A 17,199-nucleotide genomic window follows, 5' to 3' on the forward strand; every position below is an offset into this window, starting at 1 on the left:
TTGTTTTATTTTAAAAAATAAAAAAGAATAAATTTACCTTGGGTTAAATAACCTAGTATTGCATTCGTTAATATAATGAACACAGTATAATTTAATAATAAAATTTATTAATAAAAGCATCATGCGCCCCCAAGGCTGATGAATTCAAAGATGACACTGCCGAAACGGCGACACGTTTTTGTGTGGGGATAGCGAGTCTAATGCGCTGGGCTAAACGTATCGACCCTTGCCTGACGCGTAATAAACCGGCGACCAAAATAAATCGCGCCGCGTTGCTCCTTGATGTGGAAACCTATCCTGACGTGTCTCAATACGAACGAGCTCAGCGTATGGGGGGCAGTGCTCGAGGGATCTGCGATGCGTTAAAACGCGCTGGGTTTAGCTATAAAAAAACATTAGATCTCTTCGGAAACTCTCATTTGTCTAATTTCCATGTTATAAATTGCTGCAATCAGATTAAATCTTAATCCAAACCGTTTTCGCCTGTTTCGATAACGATCTGATACAATTTTAAATCGTTTAATCATATCAATGACATTTTCGTTTAATACACGCTGGCTTGATAACTTACGATTGTTGCGTTTATCTTCTTTTGTTAAGGGATTTTTCTTTGTCTTTTTCTTAGGCAACGCCGAGTTTGAATGGATCTTGCCAAGCCCTTGGTAACCTGTATCTGTAATTGTTTTGATTTCAGGATGTATTCGCACACCAGATTCCTTGAACAACCTAAAATCATGACGCTTCCCATTAGTAAAGGTTGTACAGATGGCTACTTTGCTTTTTTTATCGACGATCACTTGGGTTTTTAAGGTGGTTCGTTTCTTTTTTCCTGAGTAAAACTGCTTTTGTTTTTTTTGGACGTTCAATCGGCGTTTCTGTGGCGTCAATAAGAACGAGCTCATACTCCCTATCACTTTTTAATAAAGCTTTGCGTCCAGGTAGGGCAAAATCAGGATGCTTTATTAGCGTATTCTCTATCCATTTAATCGTTTCATAGCAGGCGCTCTCACTCACCCCATCGCTTTGGCTGACAGGAAAATAAGTGCGATATTCTCGTAGATACTCAAGGGCCATTAATAAGCGCTCTTCTAAACACAGCCTGGGTTTCCGACCTCCTTTCCCTTGCTGACACTTATCCGCTTTATTCAATATCTTTATCATCTTTTCAAATCTACTGCGTTTAACACCGGTTAAGCGACGAAATTTTTCCTCTTCCAGTACCTTTATTACTTCATATTTCATGAGGGCTCCTTGTTCAGGAGATTTTTAACAAAATTCCTACATGAATGCTAGTTTCCGAAGAGGTCTAATAAAAAATAATGAGAGGGATAATCAATATCAATAAATAATAGAGTCTTTCATTGTTATGAGGGGTAGTATTAAAATAGGGTCCTCTCTTTATAGGCCGAATAATGAGACAATCATATAAAATTTATCCAATAAAAATAGTCTTGACGAGCAAAGCTATTCTATTTATTCTGTAATAAAATCCATTTTTGATTTTTCAGTGTGGCAATAATCGTGTCTTTCGCTATTTCACCATAATGGTCGGCAAGGTATTGAGCGAAATGAGCTGCAGTGATTTTATACTCAGAGTGAGCACTGATAGATGCAGCAAAGGTTTCAAGTGCTTGGTGGAGTGTCGCGCCAATATATACCCGTGATCAATGAAGATGCTTGATTTTGAAGTCGATAAGGATCATGCTCATAGCCATGAAAATAGAGCTGACTGCTGACCAGAAAATTACCCTCGAAGCCCAACATCGTCAAAGCCATGACCGCCGTGTCTGTGACAGGATCCGGTGTGTTTTGTTGTCCGCAGACGGCTGGACTCCCCCTATGATTGCTCACTCACAGCTCATTAATGAAACCACGGTGCGGCGCCACCTTACAGACTATCATAAACTCAACAAGCTCAAGCCTGAAAATGGCGGCTCCGATGGCTATCTCAATGCGGAACAGACCACGTCGCTGGTTGAACATCTCACCCAGCCGCTCTACCACCACAATCACCAAATTGTGGCCTATATCGCTGGACGCTGGAACATCACCTTTACCGTATCAGGTCTGTATAAAGGGTTGAAGCAGCATGGCTTTAGCTATAAAAAGCCGAAAGGTGTTCCGCATAAATTTGACGTTGAGAAACAGCCGCAATTTATAAAGACCTACAGCGAATTGAAAGACGCCGCGGGTAATGACCCCATACTGTTTATTGATGCCGTTCATCCGACACAAGCCACCAAAATAAGCTACGGCTGGATACGAAAAGGCCAGGATAAAACGATAGAGACCACCGGGAGCAGAACGCGGTTGAATATCATGGGAGCCTTGAACATCCAGAATGTGGCTAACCCCATAATCCGTGATGATGAGACGATTAACAGCGAAAATGTGGTTCACTTCCTGTCTGCCATTCGCGCGCATTATCCCATCACGACAACGGCACATGTGATCCTCGAGGGTGCAGGCTATCACCGTTCACAGCTTGTGCAAGACGCCGCGCTTACGTTGAATATCCAGCTTCATTACCTTCCGCCGTATAGCCCGAATCTAAACCCGATAGAGCGATTGTGGAAGGTGATGAATGAGCAAACACGAAACAATAGATATTACCCATCTAAACAGAGTTTTAAGAACGATATCTTAAACTTCTTTGAGGTGAAGCTACCACAAATGGCAAGTTCTCTGGTATCTCGCTTAAACGATAATTTCCAGGCGCTAAATCCTGCATCTTGATTTCACTTGGGTATAAATCATCTCTTGACGGTTCTTTCATCACGTTTTGTAACATAACGCTTCCTTTTTTTAGAGATACAATAGACCTCTTTCCAAACCGTAGCGAGTGATGCTAAGTCAAGGCGCCTGGCGCACAGCAAGCGGAGTGTATAAGTATATGAGGATTGCGAGCACCGGGCAACGCAGGATTCGCGTCACACAGTAGGTTTCGAAAGAGGTCTAATGTATGCTTATCCCTAATTGAGGTTAGATAGGTAATTCACCGTACTGGAAAATGAGGATCTTTGACGAATAGCCATTACGGCTATTCGTCGTGGCTGTGCTTGCTGGGGAGTATCGGGTAATCTCTTCGTTCTTGCCATTGCTCATATCCTTTTTAAATTCACTAATTATCTGAATATAGGCACTTACACAATTTTCAGGACAGGCTCCCCATCCATAAAACTACTTTCTGGTGTGGGCACCCTCTGTGTTTTTTATTGGTGAAAAATTGATCCAGTGGATTGAGCCACATAACTTAAATGTAAAGATCATTATTAAGCGTTGCTTGGCCATTCCAGCTGATTACCATTCAAGGTTAAAAGAAGTATTGTACATGAGGTTATTTTCTCCAGAATAAGCGACACCCGCTTTCACCGCCGTATATTCATTGAAGCGATATCCGGTACCGATAGCGATGGCCGTAGAGGCATTATACCCTCCAACTCCAACCGTAACGTTTACTTTCCCTACATTATAGGGTTGAAAAAGCCCTGTTAACGCCGCAGATGTGGCTAGTCCTCGGTCAATTTTTTTGTTTGTCTTAGATAACTCATATTGAAGATTATTAATTTTTGATGCATTTTTATAGGCTAATGCATGTGCGACAGTCGTCATTCTGTTAACGCGATTTAACTGGGAGATATTGGCGGCGTCATGATCTCTGATGCCATCGGTAACACCGGTAAGCACTCTATCCCCCTGCTTTCCCGCGACAGAGATGGCATTGCCCCTAAATCATGACCGATATGAATGACGCTATCAGGGGCTTGCTTAGCCATCTTACCGATGTGCGATATTTCACTTTCGAGTTGCCCCACTAACGCTCGCGCCTGATGGGCGCTGGAGTGGGTCAATTGAGCGGAATTTTTAGTCGACTCGATAGCTGTCTTGAAATCAGCCTCATATTGCTGAGTATTGTCTAACGCTGTCTTGGCTTTAGCCTCGTGATCACTGACGGCGTCTAAAACTGTTTTAGCATTCGTGGCATGTGTACTGGCCGTAGTTTCATGCTCCTGAATATTGTCTAAGGCTGTCTTGGCTTTAGCCTCGTGATCGCTGACGGCGTCTAAAACTGTTTTAGCATTCGTGGCATGTGTACTGGCCGTAGTTTCATGCTGCTGAGTATTGTCTAAGGCTGTCTTGGCTTTAGCCTCGTGATCACTGACGGCGTCTAAAGCTGTTTTAGCATTCGTGGCATGTGTACTGGCCGTAGTTTCATGCTGCTGAGTATTGTCTAAGGCTGTCTTGGCTTTAGCCTCGTGATCACTGACGGCGTCTAAAGCTGTTTTAGCATTCGTGGCATGTGTACTGGCCGTAGTTTCATGCTCCTGAATATTGTCTAAGGCTGTCTTGGCTTTAGCCTCGCGATCACTGACGGCGTCTAAAGCTGTTTTAGCATTCGTGGCATGTGTACTGGCCGTAGTTTCATGCTCCTGAATATTGTCTAAGGCTGTCTTGGCTTTAGCCTCGTGATCACTGACGGCGTCTAAAGCTGTTTTAGCATTCGTGGCATGTGTACTGGCCGTAGTTTCATGCTGTTGCGTCCTGGTTAAAGCTGTTTTGGCGTTAGTTTCGTTATGGCTGATGGCGTTCTGCATATCATGGATTTTGTTATCTACCGCTCTTAATTGTCTAACATTAACGACATCAGTGTCTTCAGTACCCCCCGCAACATGAGTTATTTGACGTAATTCTTCATAATCATCATTACCAACAGAAACTTCACCTTCCGAATTAACGGCCTTATTCGAAAATGCTTCAGTCATGGTTTTTGATGATCTGTTTGCTATAGAATGAGCACCTAAGGCTACAGATTCGTCTACTTCTGCCTTTGCATTATTACCAATTGCGGTGGCATTAATACCAGATACTGTAACGCTAGCTCCAACAGCTGTGCTTCCGTACTGCTTAACTGTAGAATGACTACCTAACACAACAGTATTATCTCCATCAGTCGTAGCTTGATGACCTGCTGCAAGAGCATTTTTTCTCATAATTCCATAGTTATCATTCTTAATTTCAGCTGTATCTATGTGCTTCTTGTCGCCAGTTTCGTCAGTCACTTCCTCTCCGTATGAATAATTGGCTAGAATCATGTTAGTTAGTAACATGGACAATAAAATTAATTTGTTATTCATAATATTATTTCGTTGCGCAATGGCAACGTCCTATTTTTACAGGCAAATTTATTTTTTATGGAGCAAGATTGGAGCTGGGAAATTGAATGTTTCATACTTCTTTTCCACTTAGTGATGCATGCATATATTCGTGATAAGCGCATTCAGACTAAGGGTAAGAAATAAAACGCGATAGTTACCAAAATAGGAACTGTTTTTTTCAGTGAGTGGACTAATATTACGCAATCTTCAAATTTTTCAGAAAAATCACACGTTTTGTACTCTTATCCGGTGTGCCGGAAAACCTGTTCATTCAGTGGGATAGCCCCGTGGATTCAACACCATTTGCTGTGCTTGGTGTTCGTCATTTATTTAATACAGGTGATAACTTCAACACCTCAACAATAAATTTATTAATAGCATTTTTCACGGCAGGTAAGTCGTACGCATGGATTCCAGAACCTAATTTATGCGTATTGGCATTGGGGATAGCCACGGCTTGTTTGTTGCGTTGCGCTGTCGCGAGTTCTTGATGCATTTTCAGTATGGCGGGTACTTTTACCACTGAATCTTGCTGTTGTTTGTTTTTGTAATAATACAGATTTAAAACAGGCTGCCGGATCTGGTCAAAAGTCAGCTTATGCATGGTGCTTTCCAGCAGATTTTGCAATTGCACCACCGCTTCTAATCGATACACCTTATACCAATATTTTTCTTCTTCCTGGCTTTTAATTGTCTCCGACTGAAATCGACTGTTTTTTATTAGCCGAGCGAATTGTAAGCCCCAAGGATTATTGATAATAAAAACCAAAGGATCGCTGATCGCTACATTGGGTGAAGTCGCACAGCACAGCTTCCAGAAAAAGAGAGACGGCTATAAAAAGCAGGGAAAATCGTTGGTTTATCTTGACGAACGCGGTTTCGCAAAAGATATAGCTGCAATTATCGCGTATTGGCGAACTTACGTCAGAACTGCAACTGCCGGGGATTGATGCAAATGCCTGCGATTTAGCCCAGTAAGCTGCGCAACAAGAGTGGGATTACTTGACCTTCCTGGAGCAGATTCTGCAGTGTGAGAAGCGTTCACGCCATCAACGGAAGCAGCATATGTTCACCCGAATGGCTGGATTCCCCAGCCTGAAAACGCGGGAGGATTTTGATTTTACCTTCGCCGCTGGTATGCCAAAAAAACAGGTCATTGAGTTAGCGTCGTTGTCATTTATTGAGCGCCAGGAGAATGTGGTGATGCTGGGGCCCTCAGGAGTGGGCAAGACCCATAGCGCTAGGTTACAAAACCGTGCAGGCAGGAATCAAAACCCGGTTTATCAGTGAATCTGACTTAATTCTGCAACCGGCCACAGCGCAGCGACAAGACAACTATAAACAGGTCATGCTGCGCGCCGTACAGGCACCCCGGCTGCTAATTATTGATGAAATCGGCTATCTGCCCTTTACCGTACATGAAGCCAAATTGCTGTTTGATGTCATAGCCAAACGCTATGAAAAAGCTTCAGTGATCTTAACGAGCAACTTGCGTTTGGTCAGTGGGGCCAGGTGTTTGCAAACGACACAGCACTCACCTCCGCTATGTTAGACCGGGTACTACACCACTCACATATCTTGCAAATCAAAGGAGAAAGCTATCGGATCAGAGAAAAAAAACAAGCCGGATTAATGGACAAACCAAAAGTGTAGTGGATCACTTTTAGATTGTTGTTGATATAACGCGCAAGAAGCCACGTGGAAAAAGGGACCGTATTGGCAGGTCAATACCGGATGGCATTACATCAATTGCCGATGCAGTTTACCGACATTGCGACCTCGATTGCCGGCGGGGGGATGCCGCTGTACCTGATTGCCATCCAGTAAGGGGGAAAAATCCGGGACAGCTTTGGCGGTATTGCCAATGCACTAGACCTCTTTCGAAACTAGCGTTAAAAGCGGAAATTTTATAAAAATAGCTGACTGGAGGTACTGTGTGTGAAATACAATCAGATTAAAGAATTAGAAGATGAAAACTTTCGGCGGTTAACGGGTGTACAGTGCCCAACATTTGAAAAAATGATTGATATTTTCCGTGATGCGGACCAACAGAAAAAATCGCGCGGGGGGTGCAAGAATAAGCTTACCCTAGAAGAGCAGCTACTAATGGCACTGGAATATATCAGGGAATATCGAATCTACTTTCATATTGGCCAAAATTATGGGGTAAGCGAAAATTCAGCGTATAAAACGAGTAGGTGGGTAGAAAACACGCTTATAAAACATCGGAATTTTGCCTTGCCTGGACGTAAAGTGCTACAAGGAAGTAAGGTGGAGCATGAGATTGTACTAATAGATGCGACGGAAACCCCGATTGAACGCCCCAAAAAAACAAAAGCACTTTTATTCAGGCAAGAAGAAAAAACATACGTTAAAAAGCCAGGTAGTGGTCGACAGAAAAACAAAAAAGTATTTCAAACGGAAAACGCCATGATTTTCGGTTGTTTAAAGAATCAGGTACTCACCTTCATCCTGAAATTAAAGTCATCACTGATACGGGATATCAGGGAATAAAGAAGGTTCATGAAAACACCTGTTTGCCTAAAAAACAGCGCAAAAATGATCCATTAACGAAAGAAGACAAAAAGAGTAATCAGCAATTAGCCAGTGAAAGAGTGGTTAACGAAAATGTGAGCGGTATGCTTAACCTGAGTTCGGAATAAGCCGACTATTTTATAATGTGACGATATTTGCACAATGCAGAGCTAATTTTGGTTTGGATGGTGTAAGGCAGTAAGCGTCGATGCCGCCGAGTAAATTGACGATAAAATGCTGTGGTGGGCGGTGACGAATCTGCCCTATTTGTCACATATTTTGTAGTTGTTCAAAAACGGTTTCAACCAATGACCGTTTACGCAAAAGGGCGTTATCAAACACCGTGTGCTCGACAGATACCGTCTTGATTACGTCTTTGCAAGCGCTATTTTTGTATCAAAAGGGAGACCTGATTTCAGCACGCCATAGGCCAGTTGGAGTAATTTACGCATTGCAGCACAGACACCGACTTTTCCCCCTTTATTTCGTTTTACCCATCGTTTCCATTGAGATTTTATTATTGGGTTGTAAGTGATGGAGCTAAATCCTGCATCTTGATTTCACTTGGGTATCTACGGGAATATCGCACTTATTTTCATGTTAGCCGAAGCGATGGGGTGAGTGAGAGCACCTGCTATGAAACGATTAAATGGATAGAAAATACGCTAATAAAGCATCCTGATTTTGCACTCTCTGGACGCAAAGCTTTATTAAAAAGTGATAGGGAGTATGAGCTCGTTCTTATTGATGCCACAGAAACGCCGATTGAACGTCCCAAAAAAAACAAAAGCAGTTTTACTCAGGAAAAAAGAAACGACCCACCTTAAAAACCCAAGTGATCGTCGATAAAAAAAGCAAAGCAGTCATCTGTACAAGCTTTACTCATGGGAGGCGTCATGATTTTAGGTTGTTCAAAGAGTCTGGCGTGCGAATACATCCTGAAATCAAAACAGTGACAGATACAGGTTACCAAGGGCTTGGCAAGATCCATTCAAACTCGGCGTTGCCTAAGAAAAAGACAAAGAAAAATCCCTTAACACAAGAAGATAAACGCAACAATCGTGAGTTATCAAGCCAGCGTGTATTAAACGAAAATGTCATTGGTATGATTAAACGATTTAAAATCGTATCAGATCGTTATCGAAACAGGCGAAAACGTTTTGGATTACGATTTAATCTGATTGCAGCAATTTATAACATGGAAATTAGATAAATCAGAGTTTCCGAAGAGGTCTAATGAAGAGACGATTAACGAACTGCAGGCTGGTATTGAGCTGTTGCTCGCAGTTTTTCCATACCCTTCGGCATTTTTCGAGCCAAGCAAATTTCCTATCCGTCACATCCGCTGTCGTTACACTGATGGTATTCAGAACAACAGCGCCGGGTTTCTAATTTTAAAAAATCACAGAATAGTTTAAACGAAAAGTTCTGCCACGGCCCTGGTAGTTATAGAGATCTGGTGAGCCATAGGCTGGACTGTAAAGGATTGGTGCACGCTGTCCCCAGACGGTTGCGTACTCCTTGTTCAGCACGTTTTCCACGCCAAAGCTGACTTTGCCCACCGGCAGGGCATAGCTGCCAAGGAAGTCGATGGTATTATAGCCATTGATTTTGCGATCCTGACCGTCGGACATGTCAAAGGTATTCTGCGATTGTACACGTAGCTCCCAGTTGTCAGTCGTCCAACCGACGTAAGCTGTAGCTTTCGATGGGCTGGCGGTATCGATGGTTAATTTCCGCCATTTGCCATCGGTTTGGGTCTCCGATTTAATCAGGTTAAAGGTGGTGCCAATGTTCCAGTCGCTGTCTTCGAAGAAATAATCTACAGCGCCTTCTATTCCGTAAATCCGGCGGTTAGACGACTGTACATTGATGCTCATATCGGTCTTGTTAATTGAAATGGTCTGATCTGACAACGAATAATATGCTGCAACCTGGGTGCGCAGGGTATCCCCGGTATAACGCCAACCCAGCTCGTAGGAGTCGATCTTTATACCTTTTAGCTTGGAGTTGTTGACGTTCAAGCTGTTTTGCAGCCGGTAATGGCCGTTGACCAGCCTATAGGTGCCGGAACCGTAATATTTTGCCAGGTCCGGGATCTCAAAGCCTTGTGAGAAGTTAAACCAGGTTTGCTGCTGTTCAGTCAGGTGCGCCAGCAAACCGGCGTTGAACAGGAGGTTATTGTAATCAGTCTTGCCGCCTGGCACTGTGTCGGCAGAAGCGGCCGTTCCGTTGGCAATCGCCTGCTGCTGTGCATAACCAACGAAATCATCTACCTTGTTTTCGGTATACTGATAACGTATACCCCCACTTAAGGTGAAGATTGGATTGATGTCGTAACTGCTCTGCAGGAACGGTGCAAGGTTGAGGGTCGTGTAGCTTGGGTAGCGGCCAACATTGTAGATTTTTTTTAGCGTCATACCACCAGACTGCTGTGCCTTCGTTAGGTTGAAGAACTGTTGGTTAGTGTTAAAGCTTTCGTGATCGGCGTCGATACCATAAGCCAGCGCCAGGTTGTCGCTTGGCTTACTGTTTAGCGTCATTTTTCCGCCGTAGAAATCGGTTTTTTGTTCTGAAGCACTAATACTGCTCACCGTACCTTTGCTCAGTTTAGGGAAAGGGTAAAAGGTTAGATTTTCGTCTCGATAATAGATCTGAGTTACCAGATCTTGGCCACAGAAATCGGTATTAGAGTATTGCAGGTTAATCAGATGACGTTTGGTACCCGGGATACGGTCGGCATTCAGGCCTCCGCTGTTGGACGCCCGATTCGTGCTGGTGACCGCAGAGAAATTCTTACCCAGGTACGTGCCGTGTTTACCATCCGATTCACTGTTAAAATACTGTGTGGTCAACTGCATTTGTTGGTGGTCATCAATGTTGATGGTACCGGTACCCATCACGTCGATGCGATCGGAATACTGCAACCCGGTCTGAGTGTTATCGATCAGCACCTCTTGGCCTTTACCGTCGTACCAGCCACCATAGCGCTGGTAGGAAACAGACAAGCGGCCTGCAGCATAGTCATTGCCACCGCTGACAGCAGCAGACACATTTTCGTCGTGGTCATTGTGGTTTTTTAAGCCGGTTTTGCTACCAATCTGTAGTTCGACCTGCTTCTCTTCCTTGCCTTTTTTGGTAACGATGTTGATCAGGCCGCCGGTGCTGCCGCCACCATACAAAGCGGTAGCACCGGAAATAACTTCAATATGATCAATATTGAACGGATCGATCGAATCCAGCTGGCGACTGTCGCTACGTGATGAGTTTATCCGTACGCCGTCGATCATCACCATCATCGAACGACCACGTACGTTCATACCGTAGTTGGTGCGCCCCTGACTACTGACGTCTATACCTGGAATTAACTGAGACAGGATATCTTTTATCTCCTTACCACCTTGCATCTGTTGCTCGATTTCATGGTCTTCGATTACCCAGATAGCTTGAGCCATTTCTGCGACCGGACGTTGTATACGGCTGGCGGAGACAACGATTTGTTCCTCATTCTTTTTTTCTTCTGCCCAGGCTGCAAGGGGGAGTATCGCTAGCAAGCCCATGTTTAATCCCCAGAGGTGTTTGCGTTTCATCTTTATTTATATTGTTCTCATGGTTGGTATGCCAAAACTCGATGTATATTGAGCATCGTGTGTTCAGTGCAGGTAGGGGCGTCTTGCTGCTGACTACGCCATTGGATCACTGTCGGGGTAGACGTTAAATCAAACTGATCACGTCCTAATGCCCGGTTGAGAATGCGAGCCGAACGCCAGGCCATCATGCTGAGCTGTGGTTCCGCGATGCCGTGGCTGTGCATGCCGACATTGACGGCAAACAGGCAATTGTCACGCGGTCCGTTCCACCCCAGCGTGAAGTCAGGCGCTACATGGTAATTACCGTCTGAAGTAATAAACAAGCGAGAAGCTAACGGCTCGAGGAATGCCGGGCGATCCTGCTGATAGCCTGTGGCGAAGATCACTATGTCTGTATCGAAAGTTTCTTTGCCATGATCGAGATGGTGATGGGTCACTAGCTGATAGCCATTACCCTGGGTGTGGAGTGCGGCAAGCGTACGGCTTGGTAGTAAGCGCGCCCAAGGCTTTTCGCCCAGTACTTCGAACCGGTGGTATATTGCGCGGTAAATGGTCAGCAACGATTCACTGGTTATACCGTCGGAAGTCATCTTTTGTTCCGTCAGCATACGTTGCTTGGCGCCATCGTTTAAGGTATTGAACCCTTCTACGTATTCAGGTGTGAAGTATTCGTTGGCGAATGCTGCCTCGTCCAGTGTGTTGTAATTGTTGCGGCGAGAGATCCAATTCAGCTGCTGCGGTTGTCCCCATTCGGCACGGAAGATGTTCAGAAACAGATCAGCACCGCTTTGGCCACCGCCAACGATGGTGACGCGCTTACCAGTCAGGTTTGGGTTACGCTGAGCCATCTCGCTGGCGTGGAAGCAACGTTCGTTCTGCTCGACCACGCATTCCGGTAGTTTGATTTGTTTGCCAATACCCAAACAGATATGGCGAGCACGGTAGACGCTGCTATGGCTTGTAACGACAAACTGGCGTTGCTGGTCGTCAAAATCCACGCTTTGGATGTTTTGGCTAAATTCCAGTGAACTCAAGTCGTTGGCGGCCCAATTAAGGTAATCGGCGAATTCTTCGCGTGAAACAGTGCGTTGCTCAGTCGTCAGGAAGCGATAGAATTTTTTCCGTTTAACCAGATAATTAAGAAAGCTATACGGATTCGTAGGCGATACTGCGCTGACCAAATCCTTCAGAAAACTGGTCTGCATGCGACAATCCGGTACCATCATGCCCGGGTGCCAAGAAAAATTTGGCTTACGCTCGAAAAACTTGTTGTTAAAGCGGGGAACCTCGCTACTTAGAGCAGCAATGCTGAGGTTGAAGGGGCCGATACCGATGCCGATGAAATCGAGGGGGTGATTCATTGGTCAAACTCCTTAGTAACCAGATAAAGAGGGCTATCAAGATTTTTCAGATAATTCGGCAACATACGGCTACCGCCGTCATGTTCTGAATAGATGAGTTTCACTGGGTTGAGCACCACACGAATGATTTGTGGTGTAAACAGATCGAAAAGGGCAAAGCGTTCGACTAACTGTGGGTGCTGAGCCATGTAGCATTTTAGCACCTGCGCCAGCACTTGGTAGAAACGTGATTCATCCACATCGAAAGCAGCCATCAGTGGCGAAATAAAACGCAGTACGGTGACAAAATGCCCAGTTTGCAAGTCATGAATCAAATAATCGGCGGACAGTCGCACGGTAACCTCTTTCACCACCCTCGGCAGTGAAATCGCCTGTGGAAACTCCTGATCCACTAGGCGCATGTCACCCTGGAAATCTTTCAGTAACACACGCTGCGGAACGTGATCTTTCATCACTAGCGTGATGTTCTGCCCATGGGCGATCAGCGCTACACCGTAGCAGCACATTAGGTGGTACATCGGGATGACCACGGCCTGGAACATTTTCTCCAGCCAAGTTTCAGCACTCAGGCCGGAATGTGTGATATAGGCGCCAATCAACGGTTCACCACCATTGTCAGTTTCCATCAGTGTAGCCATAAGGATTGCTTGCTCACCATCTCGCAGATAACAGGAAGGGTTTTCGCGCCAAATGACCCCAAGCATCTCCTGGTAGCGGTATGGAGCCTGCTTCAGAGAGGCATACGTCTGGTGTGCCATATAGCCCGCTGCCAGCTCGCCGAGGATCTGCGCACCACTGGCCTGCAGCGTGAGGTCTTCGGCGAAGAGCTGCTGTAACCAGCGTGATGCTGCGGGTCCGGCGCTGATATATTTACCCGGGATGCCGCGATAACATGAGGTATTGTAAATGGTCAGTGTCAGCTTGATATCGAACGGTGTGTGGCGACTGACGTTGGTCAAGGTGCGTAGTGACTGTTGTGCAAGATAGTAGTCACCAAACTCTCCCAGCTCCACCAATTCACCGGATGCCAATTGTGGCAAAAAATGTAGGGCAATTTTTTGTTGCCACTGCCATGGGTGCAGCGGCACAGGTACCCAGTCGTTGCTTAGTTTCAGCTCGTCCCAGCGAAGGTTAAAACGTTGGCGTTCGCCCTGCTCCATTGCACTATTGAGCAGATTGTCCAACGGGCAACCTTCGTCAGCACACCAGACAAAGTTGCCACGTTTTGCTGCCACCCAGTACAAACGGAACTGACTCTGGTATTCGGGTGCATATTGCTGCAACGCTGTGAGCCCCCAACCACGGCGGCCTTTATTGAAGATAAACTTTGGGTGTCCGATCAGCAAGCATTGCAACATATCGGCATCGAGAGCGATCAGATCCTGCGCACTCATGCCATTGCGCGCGGCCAGGAGTTGCATGTCACCACGCAGCGTGGCGTAGAGGTCTTCCAGATGTTCAGCGATCTGTGCATCGTCCATATCCAGCACTTGTGCTAACTGGCGAAGTGTCTGATCGGCTGATAATGGCGGGTTGTCACATGTCAGTGAAGTCGGATCGATATGCAGCCAGCCCCAGATGCCACGTCGAGCGCTGAAAGTGTAGGTAGCGTCGCCCAACATAATACGCCATTTTCTACCCTGTGTTTCAGCTCTGAATACATGTTCGTACTCCAATTCGGCCAGAATTTTAGCGATCATCTGGCGGTTGACACATTGCCAGTCAGCGTAGTCATTTTTTATCATACGGATGCCTCTTGGAAGAAATTCCAACGCTGATTCATGACAAGACGTGAGCGTTTATGCGGGAAATCAAATTCCTTGATGGTCTGGTAACCTGCAGTTGGCAGATGACGGAAAAGTTGCTGGTTATCGACGTGCGGCTCAGCCACCACGCGGTGAGTGCGTGGCTCGTCAAGGTACAGATAATGGGTCAGGCCACGCAGCCAGCTGCGGATGTAGCGTGCACCCCGCCAGTTTTCTTCACCGACCAGCATATGAAGACCACGATCAAACGGCTGCCAGCGGTAGTGGCGGCCGATACGGTCTTCTGGCGCCCAGTACACTTCGAAATACCCGAACGGCTGATCGTCGAAGCAACCCAACAGTGGGTAGCAATAGCTGGAATCCAGCTGGCGTTGCAGATAAACAGCCTGCATGTCCAGTGGACCACTCATTTTCCAAAAAGCATCGACACGTGCCAAGTTCATCCAACGAGTAAACTGTTCAACATCTTGTGCTACTTCCGGTAGACGGAAGCTCAAAGTGTGTTGAGTTTGCGGATCGAAACGGCGGTAAACTTCACCCACCGGGCGCGCCGGACGTTTCGGGGACCAGAGTTCGCATTCAGCATTGTACTGCATTTTGCTGGAAGCGCTGTTACGCTTTGTCATTAACCAAAGTGGCAACTGGTAAAAAACTTCACGTGCCAAATAGTCACTGCTTGCCAGGGTAAATAACGCCTTAGCCTGCGGTTCTTCGTGCCATTCGGCGTGCGGTAGGACAATGCCGGTGAGCTGTGGCGCAGCAACTAACAGTTGGTCTAGCGCCTGCACTAACCAGCCTTGGGTTAGGGGACCAGGGTAATGGAGTATTGCGCTTCCATCCAGCCCCAAGCTGAGCGACAGTTTTTTTCCTTGGGTTTCACAGCGTAACCCCCAACGGCATATATCAGTTTGGCCTGCTGCATGATTGTCTCCCTCCTTGACTCTCGTGCAATGGATTGACGAAATCGAAGTAAATCACTGCAGGATCTAAGATGGTGTTTTCATTGTGATCGTGCAGATAGCAAAAAAAGTTACCTTTGCAATTCCAATATGTACTATCCAGAACGTAGTCCAAGCACAGAGTGTTTTCCGTTATGGTGCGCAGGCGGCTGAGTAAATCGCGTACCTTTGCCATCAGGTTCTCTTCGCTGTCGAAACCGGCAGCCGCCATCGCAGCGGTAACTGCCAAAGTGGAGTTCACTAAAAGGTAATAGGGGAAGTAACGTAGCAGTTGTTGCTCACTGAAAAGGTTTTCCGCATCGGCCTCACCGATCTCTTCCAGCCATGGCATAGCGTTTCGGGTAAAACCGCTGCCTTGGCAATCGCGATACAGCATGCCAATCGGCAGATCCTGCTGCATCTCCACCAGGATATTTTGCTGATGAGCCAGCAGCACTAGGCCGTAATTGGCCTCGATGCTGAATAGTGGCAATAGTACGTGGTTGCAGTAGGCATCTAGCCAACAATGGGCTGCACACTGCTCAGGTAGCTTGAGACGCTCGGCCAAACGTCGTACTGTGGCAGCCAGCAAACTGTCACCACCGTCCAGTGCAGCCTGAGTCAATGTCACTAGCACATTGGTTTGGCTTTCCGGCAGACTGAACAAAAGGTTGTCGCGGAATGTCATCAAGCTATCTTCTTGGATCACGCCATTGACTGAATGCAGGCCGACCCAGCCATCTTCCTGCATTATCCGCATAGTGGGATAACATGCCTGAAGTTCCTGCCAGCGTGGTGTTTGCGCAAGCCGTGCCAAGCGCATGCCGCGTTTCACTTCTTTCACCGACAAGGTACGTATTGAGTTGGTCAGGCGCACATTGAGAGAAAACTTAATCATGTCGTGACTGGAAGCGTTATACAACGAACGTGATGAACTGGTTGGCAGCCAGCGTTCACCCGCTTCACCCAGATCCCGCATCCGTTGTTGCGCAATTAATTGCCGACACCATGCTTGTGCCAGCAGATGGTCGGCTTGCCACGGGTGCATCGGTACCAGCCAGACATTATCAGTAAAATGTTTTAGTAGCTGCGGTGCACTTTCAGTAACGAAGCGTTGCAGGCGTTGTTGCAGCGTGAGCACCAGGCTATCACCGCACACATAACGTTTATCCACAGCAAACCAGCGCAGTGGAAATTGAGCGGCAAAATCGGGTAGGTAGCGGCGTGCCTGTTGTTTATCAAAGGGTTCACGGGATTTTGGCGCAGGGTGGAAAGCGTGCCCGACCAGCAATCCCTGCTCCGCCTGGGCAAAGTTTAGCGGCTTATCGCGTAGCATAGGCCATTCGAGGCGAATATTAATGGCATTGTGGGTATTGTCATGACTTTCCAGCACTCGCTGGCGGAAGCGAGCTATAACCTCATCCGTCAATTCACCTCGTACCGCCGGTTTTTCTAACAATAGCGTCACCAGTTGCTCCACACTCAGTGCAACACCCTTACCATCACCCTGCTCATGCAGGCGTGCAGGGAAGATGTATTGATGATGCTGGGTTGGAGAGATATGTTGTAAGGCGATACGGATTGTTTGGGAATGGGAAAGAGGAATATGCACTTGAGTATGTTGCTGGATATCTGTCGTCGGGACAATTTGCCAATCCCGAGTTTCACGCATAAATGCGTTGAGGAAACATTGTATAGCCACATCGGTTGTTGTGGTTTCAAACTGGATAGTCATGATACCTAGTCACTTTAAATAATAATAATAGTAATATTAATAGTAATTATTATCAATTGGATTATAATTATTTTTGTTCGTGCCTACTTGTAAGGTACTTATTTTCTTAATAATTATT

Annotated in this window: 12 protein-coding genes and 7 pseudogenes; 7 read left to right on the forward strand and 12 right to left on the reverse strand. The window is 46.1% G+C overall.

Annotated features, from left to right (window positions below):
- Positions 1-110 precede the first annotated feature (110 nt).
- Positions 111-467 (forward strand): IS630 transposase-related protein, encoded by a 357-nt coding sequence (locus CCS41_RS02940; RefSeq protein WP_275887688.1) that lies wholly within the window; start codon positions 111-113, stop codon positions 465-467.
- On the opposite strand, the gene CCS41_RS02945 is transcribed toward CCS41_RS02940, so the two are convergent.
- Positions 396-1,242, reverse strand: a protein-coding gene (locus CCS41_RS02945; RefSeq protein WP_240313834.1) for an IS5 family transposase whose coding sequence is annotated in 2 segments (ribosomal slippage) — positions 396-855 and positions 854-1,242 — 849 coding nt in all. Because the reading frame shifts where the segments join, the coding sequence is not laid out codon by codon here. The two genes, CCS41_RS02940 and CCS41_RS02945, sit on opposite strands and share 72 nt — an antisense overlap.
- Positions 1,243-1,713: 471 nt before the next feature.
- Between CCS41_RS02945 and CCS41_RS02950 the strand changes: the two genes are divergently transcribed.
- Positions 1,714-2,736, forward strand: coding sequence for an IS630 family transposase (locus CCS41_RS02950; protein WP_119797028.1), 1,023 nt, complete (start codon positions 1,714-1,716; stop codon positions 2,734-2,736).
- 236 nt (positions 2,737-2,972) lie between these two features.
- Here CCS41_RS02950 and CCS41_RS17050 read toward each other — a convergent pair whose 3' ends face one another.
- The 4 genes from CCS41_RS17050 to CCS41_RS02965 form a co-directional block, all read right to left on the reverse strand.
- Positions 2,973-3,098: a hypothetical protein gene (locus tag CCS41_RS17050; protein ID WP_275887678.1), complete on the reverse strand. Its 126-nt coding sequence runs from the start codon at positions 3,096-3,098 to the stop codon at positions 2,973-2,975.
- Between the two features lie 202 nt (positions 3,099-3,300).
- The gene (locus CCS41_RS02955) at positions 3,301-3,612 is read right to left on the reverse strand and encodes a YadA C-terminal domain-containing protein (protein WP_119797183.1); all 312 of its coding nucleotides are present in this window, start codon (positions 3,610-3,612) and stop codon (positions 3,301-3,303) included.
- 14 nt (positions 3,613-3,626) lie between these two features.
- Complete coding sequence (locus tag CCS41_RS02960; protein WP_162859973.1) at positions 3,627-5,060, reverse strand: hypothetical protein; 1,434 nt, start codon at positions 5,058-5,060, stop codon at positions 3,627-3,629.
- A 418-nt stretch (positions 5,061-5,478) separates the two neighbouring features.
- Positions 5,479-5,925: a hypothetical protein gene (locus CCS41_RS02965; RefSeq protein ID WP_119797185.1), complete on the reverse strand. Its 447-nt coding sequence runs from the start codon at positions 5,923-5,925 to the stop codon at positions 5,479-5,481.
- Positions 5,926-5,944: 19 nt separating this feature from the next.
- On the opposite strand from CCS41_RS02965, the gene CCS41_RS02970 reads away from it, so the two are divergent.
- From CCS41_RS02970 to CCS41_RS02985, 4 genes and pseudogenes are all read left to right on the forward strand, one after another.
- Positions 5,945-6,106: a hypothetical protein gene (locus CCS41_RS02970; RefSeq protein ID WP_162859974.1), complete on the forward strand. Its 162-nt coding sequence runs from the start codon at positions 5,945-5,947 to the stop codon at positions 6,104-6,106.
- Positions 6,051-6,809: pseudogene (gene istB, locus CCS41_RS02975) on the forward strand (IS21-like element helper ATPase IstB). Before CCS41_RS02970 ends, istB begins: the two are co-directional and overlap by 56 nt.
- A 63-nt stretch (positions 6,810-6,872) precedes the next feature.
- Positions 6,873-6,980: pseudogene (locus tag CCS41_RS02980) on the forward strand (phage tail length tape measure family protein); the annotation flags it as partial.
- Positions 6,981-7,094: 114 nt separating this feature from the next.
- Positions 7,095-7,801: pseudogene (locus CCS41_RS02985) on the forward strand (IS5 family transposase); the annotation flags it as partial.
- 28 nt (positions 7,802-7,829) lie between these two features.
- Here CCS41_RS02985 and CCS41_RS17560 read toward each other — a convergent pair.
- Positions 7,830-8,045, reverse strand: a pseudogene (locus tag CCS41_RS17560) (transposase); the annotation flags it as partial.
- Positions 8,046-8,242: 197 nt separating this feature from the next.
- On the opposite strand from CCS41_RS17560, the pseudogene CCS41_RS02995 reads away from it, so the two are divergent.
- A pseudogene (locus CCS41_RS02995) lies at positions 8,243-8,904 on the forward strand (IS5 family transposase); the annotation flags it as partial.
- A 1-nt stretch (position 8,905) separates the two neighbouring features.
- On the opposite strand, the pseudogene CCS41_RS03000 reads toward CCS41_RS02995, so the two are convergent.
- From CCS41_RS03000 to CCS41_RS03025, 6 genes and pseudogenes are all read right to left on the reverse strand, one after another.
- Positions 8,906-9,031 (reverse strand): annotated as a pseudogene (locus CCS41_RS03000) (IS5/IS1182 family transposase); the annotation flags it as partial.
- Between the two features lie 54 nt (positions 9,032-9,085).
- On the reverse strand, positions 9,086-11,281 hold the full coding sequence (locus tag CCS41_RS03005) for a TonB-dependent siderophore receptor (RefSeq protein WP_072550928.1): 2,196 nt from the start codon (positions 11,279-11,281) through the stop codon (positions 9,086-9,088).
- Positions 11,282-11,298: 17 nt separating this feature from the next.
- The gene (locus CCS41_RS03010; protein ID WP_072550927.1) at positions 11,299-12,642 is read right to left on the reverse strand and encodes a lysine N(6)-hydroxylase/L-ornithine N(5)-oxygenase family protein; all 1,344 of its coding nucleotides are present in this window, start codon (positions 12,640-12,642) and stop codon (positions 11,299-11,301) included.
- On the reverse strand, positions 12,639-14,387 hold the full coding sequence (gene iucC / locus CCS41_RS03015) for an IucA/IucC family protein (protein ID WP_072550926.1): 1,749 nt from the start codon (positions 14,385-14,387) through the stop codon (positions 12,639-12,641). The genes CCS41_RS03010 and iucC overlap by 4 nt, the downstream gene beginning before the upstream one ends.
- Positions 14,384-15,330: pseudogene (locus CCS41_RS03020) on the reverse strand (GNAT family N-acetyltransferase). The gene iucC and the pseudogene CCS41_RS03020 overlap by 4 nt, the downstream one beginning before the upstream one ends.
- Positions 15,312-17,081 (reverse strand): IucA/IucC family protein, encoded by a 1,770-nt coding sequence (locus CCS41_RS03025; RefSeq protein WP_072550924.1) that lies wholly within the window; start codon positions 17,079-17,081, stop codon positions 15,312-15,314. The pseudogene CCS41_RS03020 and the gene CCS41_RS03025 overlap by 19 nt, the downstream one beginning before the upstream one ends.
- Positions 17,082-17,199: the final 118 nt, after the last annotated feature.

Origin of the sequence: Candidatus Fukatsuia symbiotica (assembly GCF_003122425.1) — a bacterium.
In the GTDB taxonomy this organism is placed as follows: Bacteria; Pseudomonadota; Gammaproteobacteria; order Enterobacterales; family Enterobacteriaceae; genus Fukatsuia; species Fukatsuia symbiotica.

What these genes read in the sequence shown, in the direction of transcription:
- CCS41_RS02950 (WP_119797028.1), top strand. Translation starts at nt 1,714, where the DNA reads ATGAAAATAGAGCTGACTGCTGACCAGAAAATTACCCTCGAAGCCCAA.
- CCS41_RS17050 (WP_275887678.1), bottom strand. Translation starts at nt 3,098, where the DNA reads ATGGCAAGAACGAAGAGATTACCCGATACTCCCCAGCAAGCACAGCCA.
- CCS41_RS02955 (WP_119797183.1), bottom strand. Translation starts at nt 3,612, where the DNA reads ATGACGACTGTCGCACATGCATTAGCCTATAAAAATGCATCAAAAATT.
- CCS41_RS03005 (WP_072550928.1), bottom strand. Translation starts at nt 11,281, where the DNA reads ATGAAACGCAAACACCTCTGGGGATTAAACATGGGCTTGCTAGCGATA.
- CCS41_RS03010 (WP_072550927.1), bottom strand. Translation starts at nt 12,642, where the DNA reads ATGAATCACCCCCTCGATTTCATCGGCATCGGTATCGGCCCCTTCAAC.
- iucC (WP_072550926.1), bottom strand. Translation starts at nt 14,387, where the DNA reads ATGATAAAAAATGACTACGCTGACTGGCAATGTGTCAACCGCCAGATG.
- CCS41_RS03025 (WP_072550924.1), bottom strand. Translation starts at nt 17,081, where the DNA reads ATGACTATCCAGTTTGAAACCACAACAACCGATGTGGCTATACAATGT.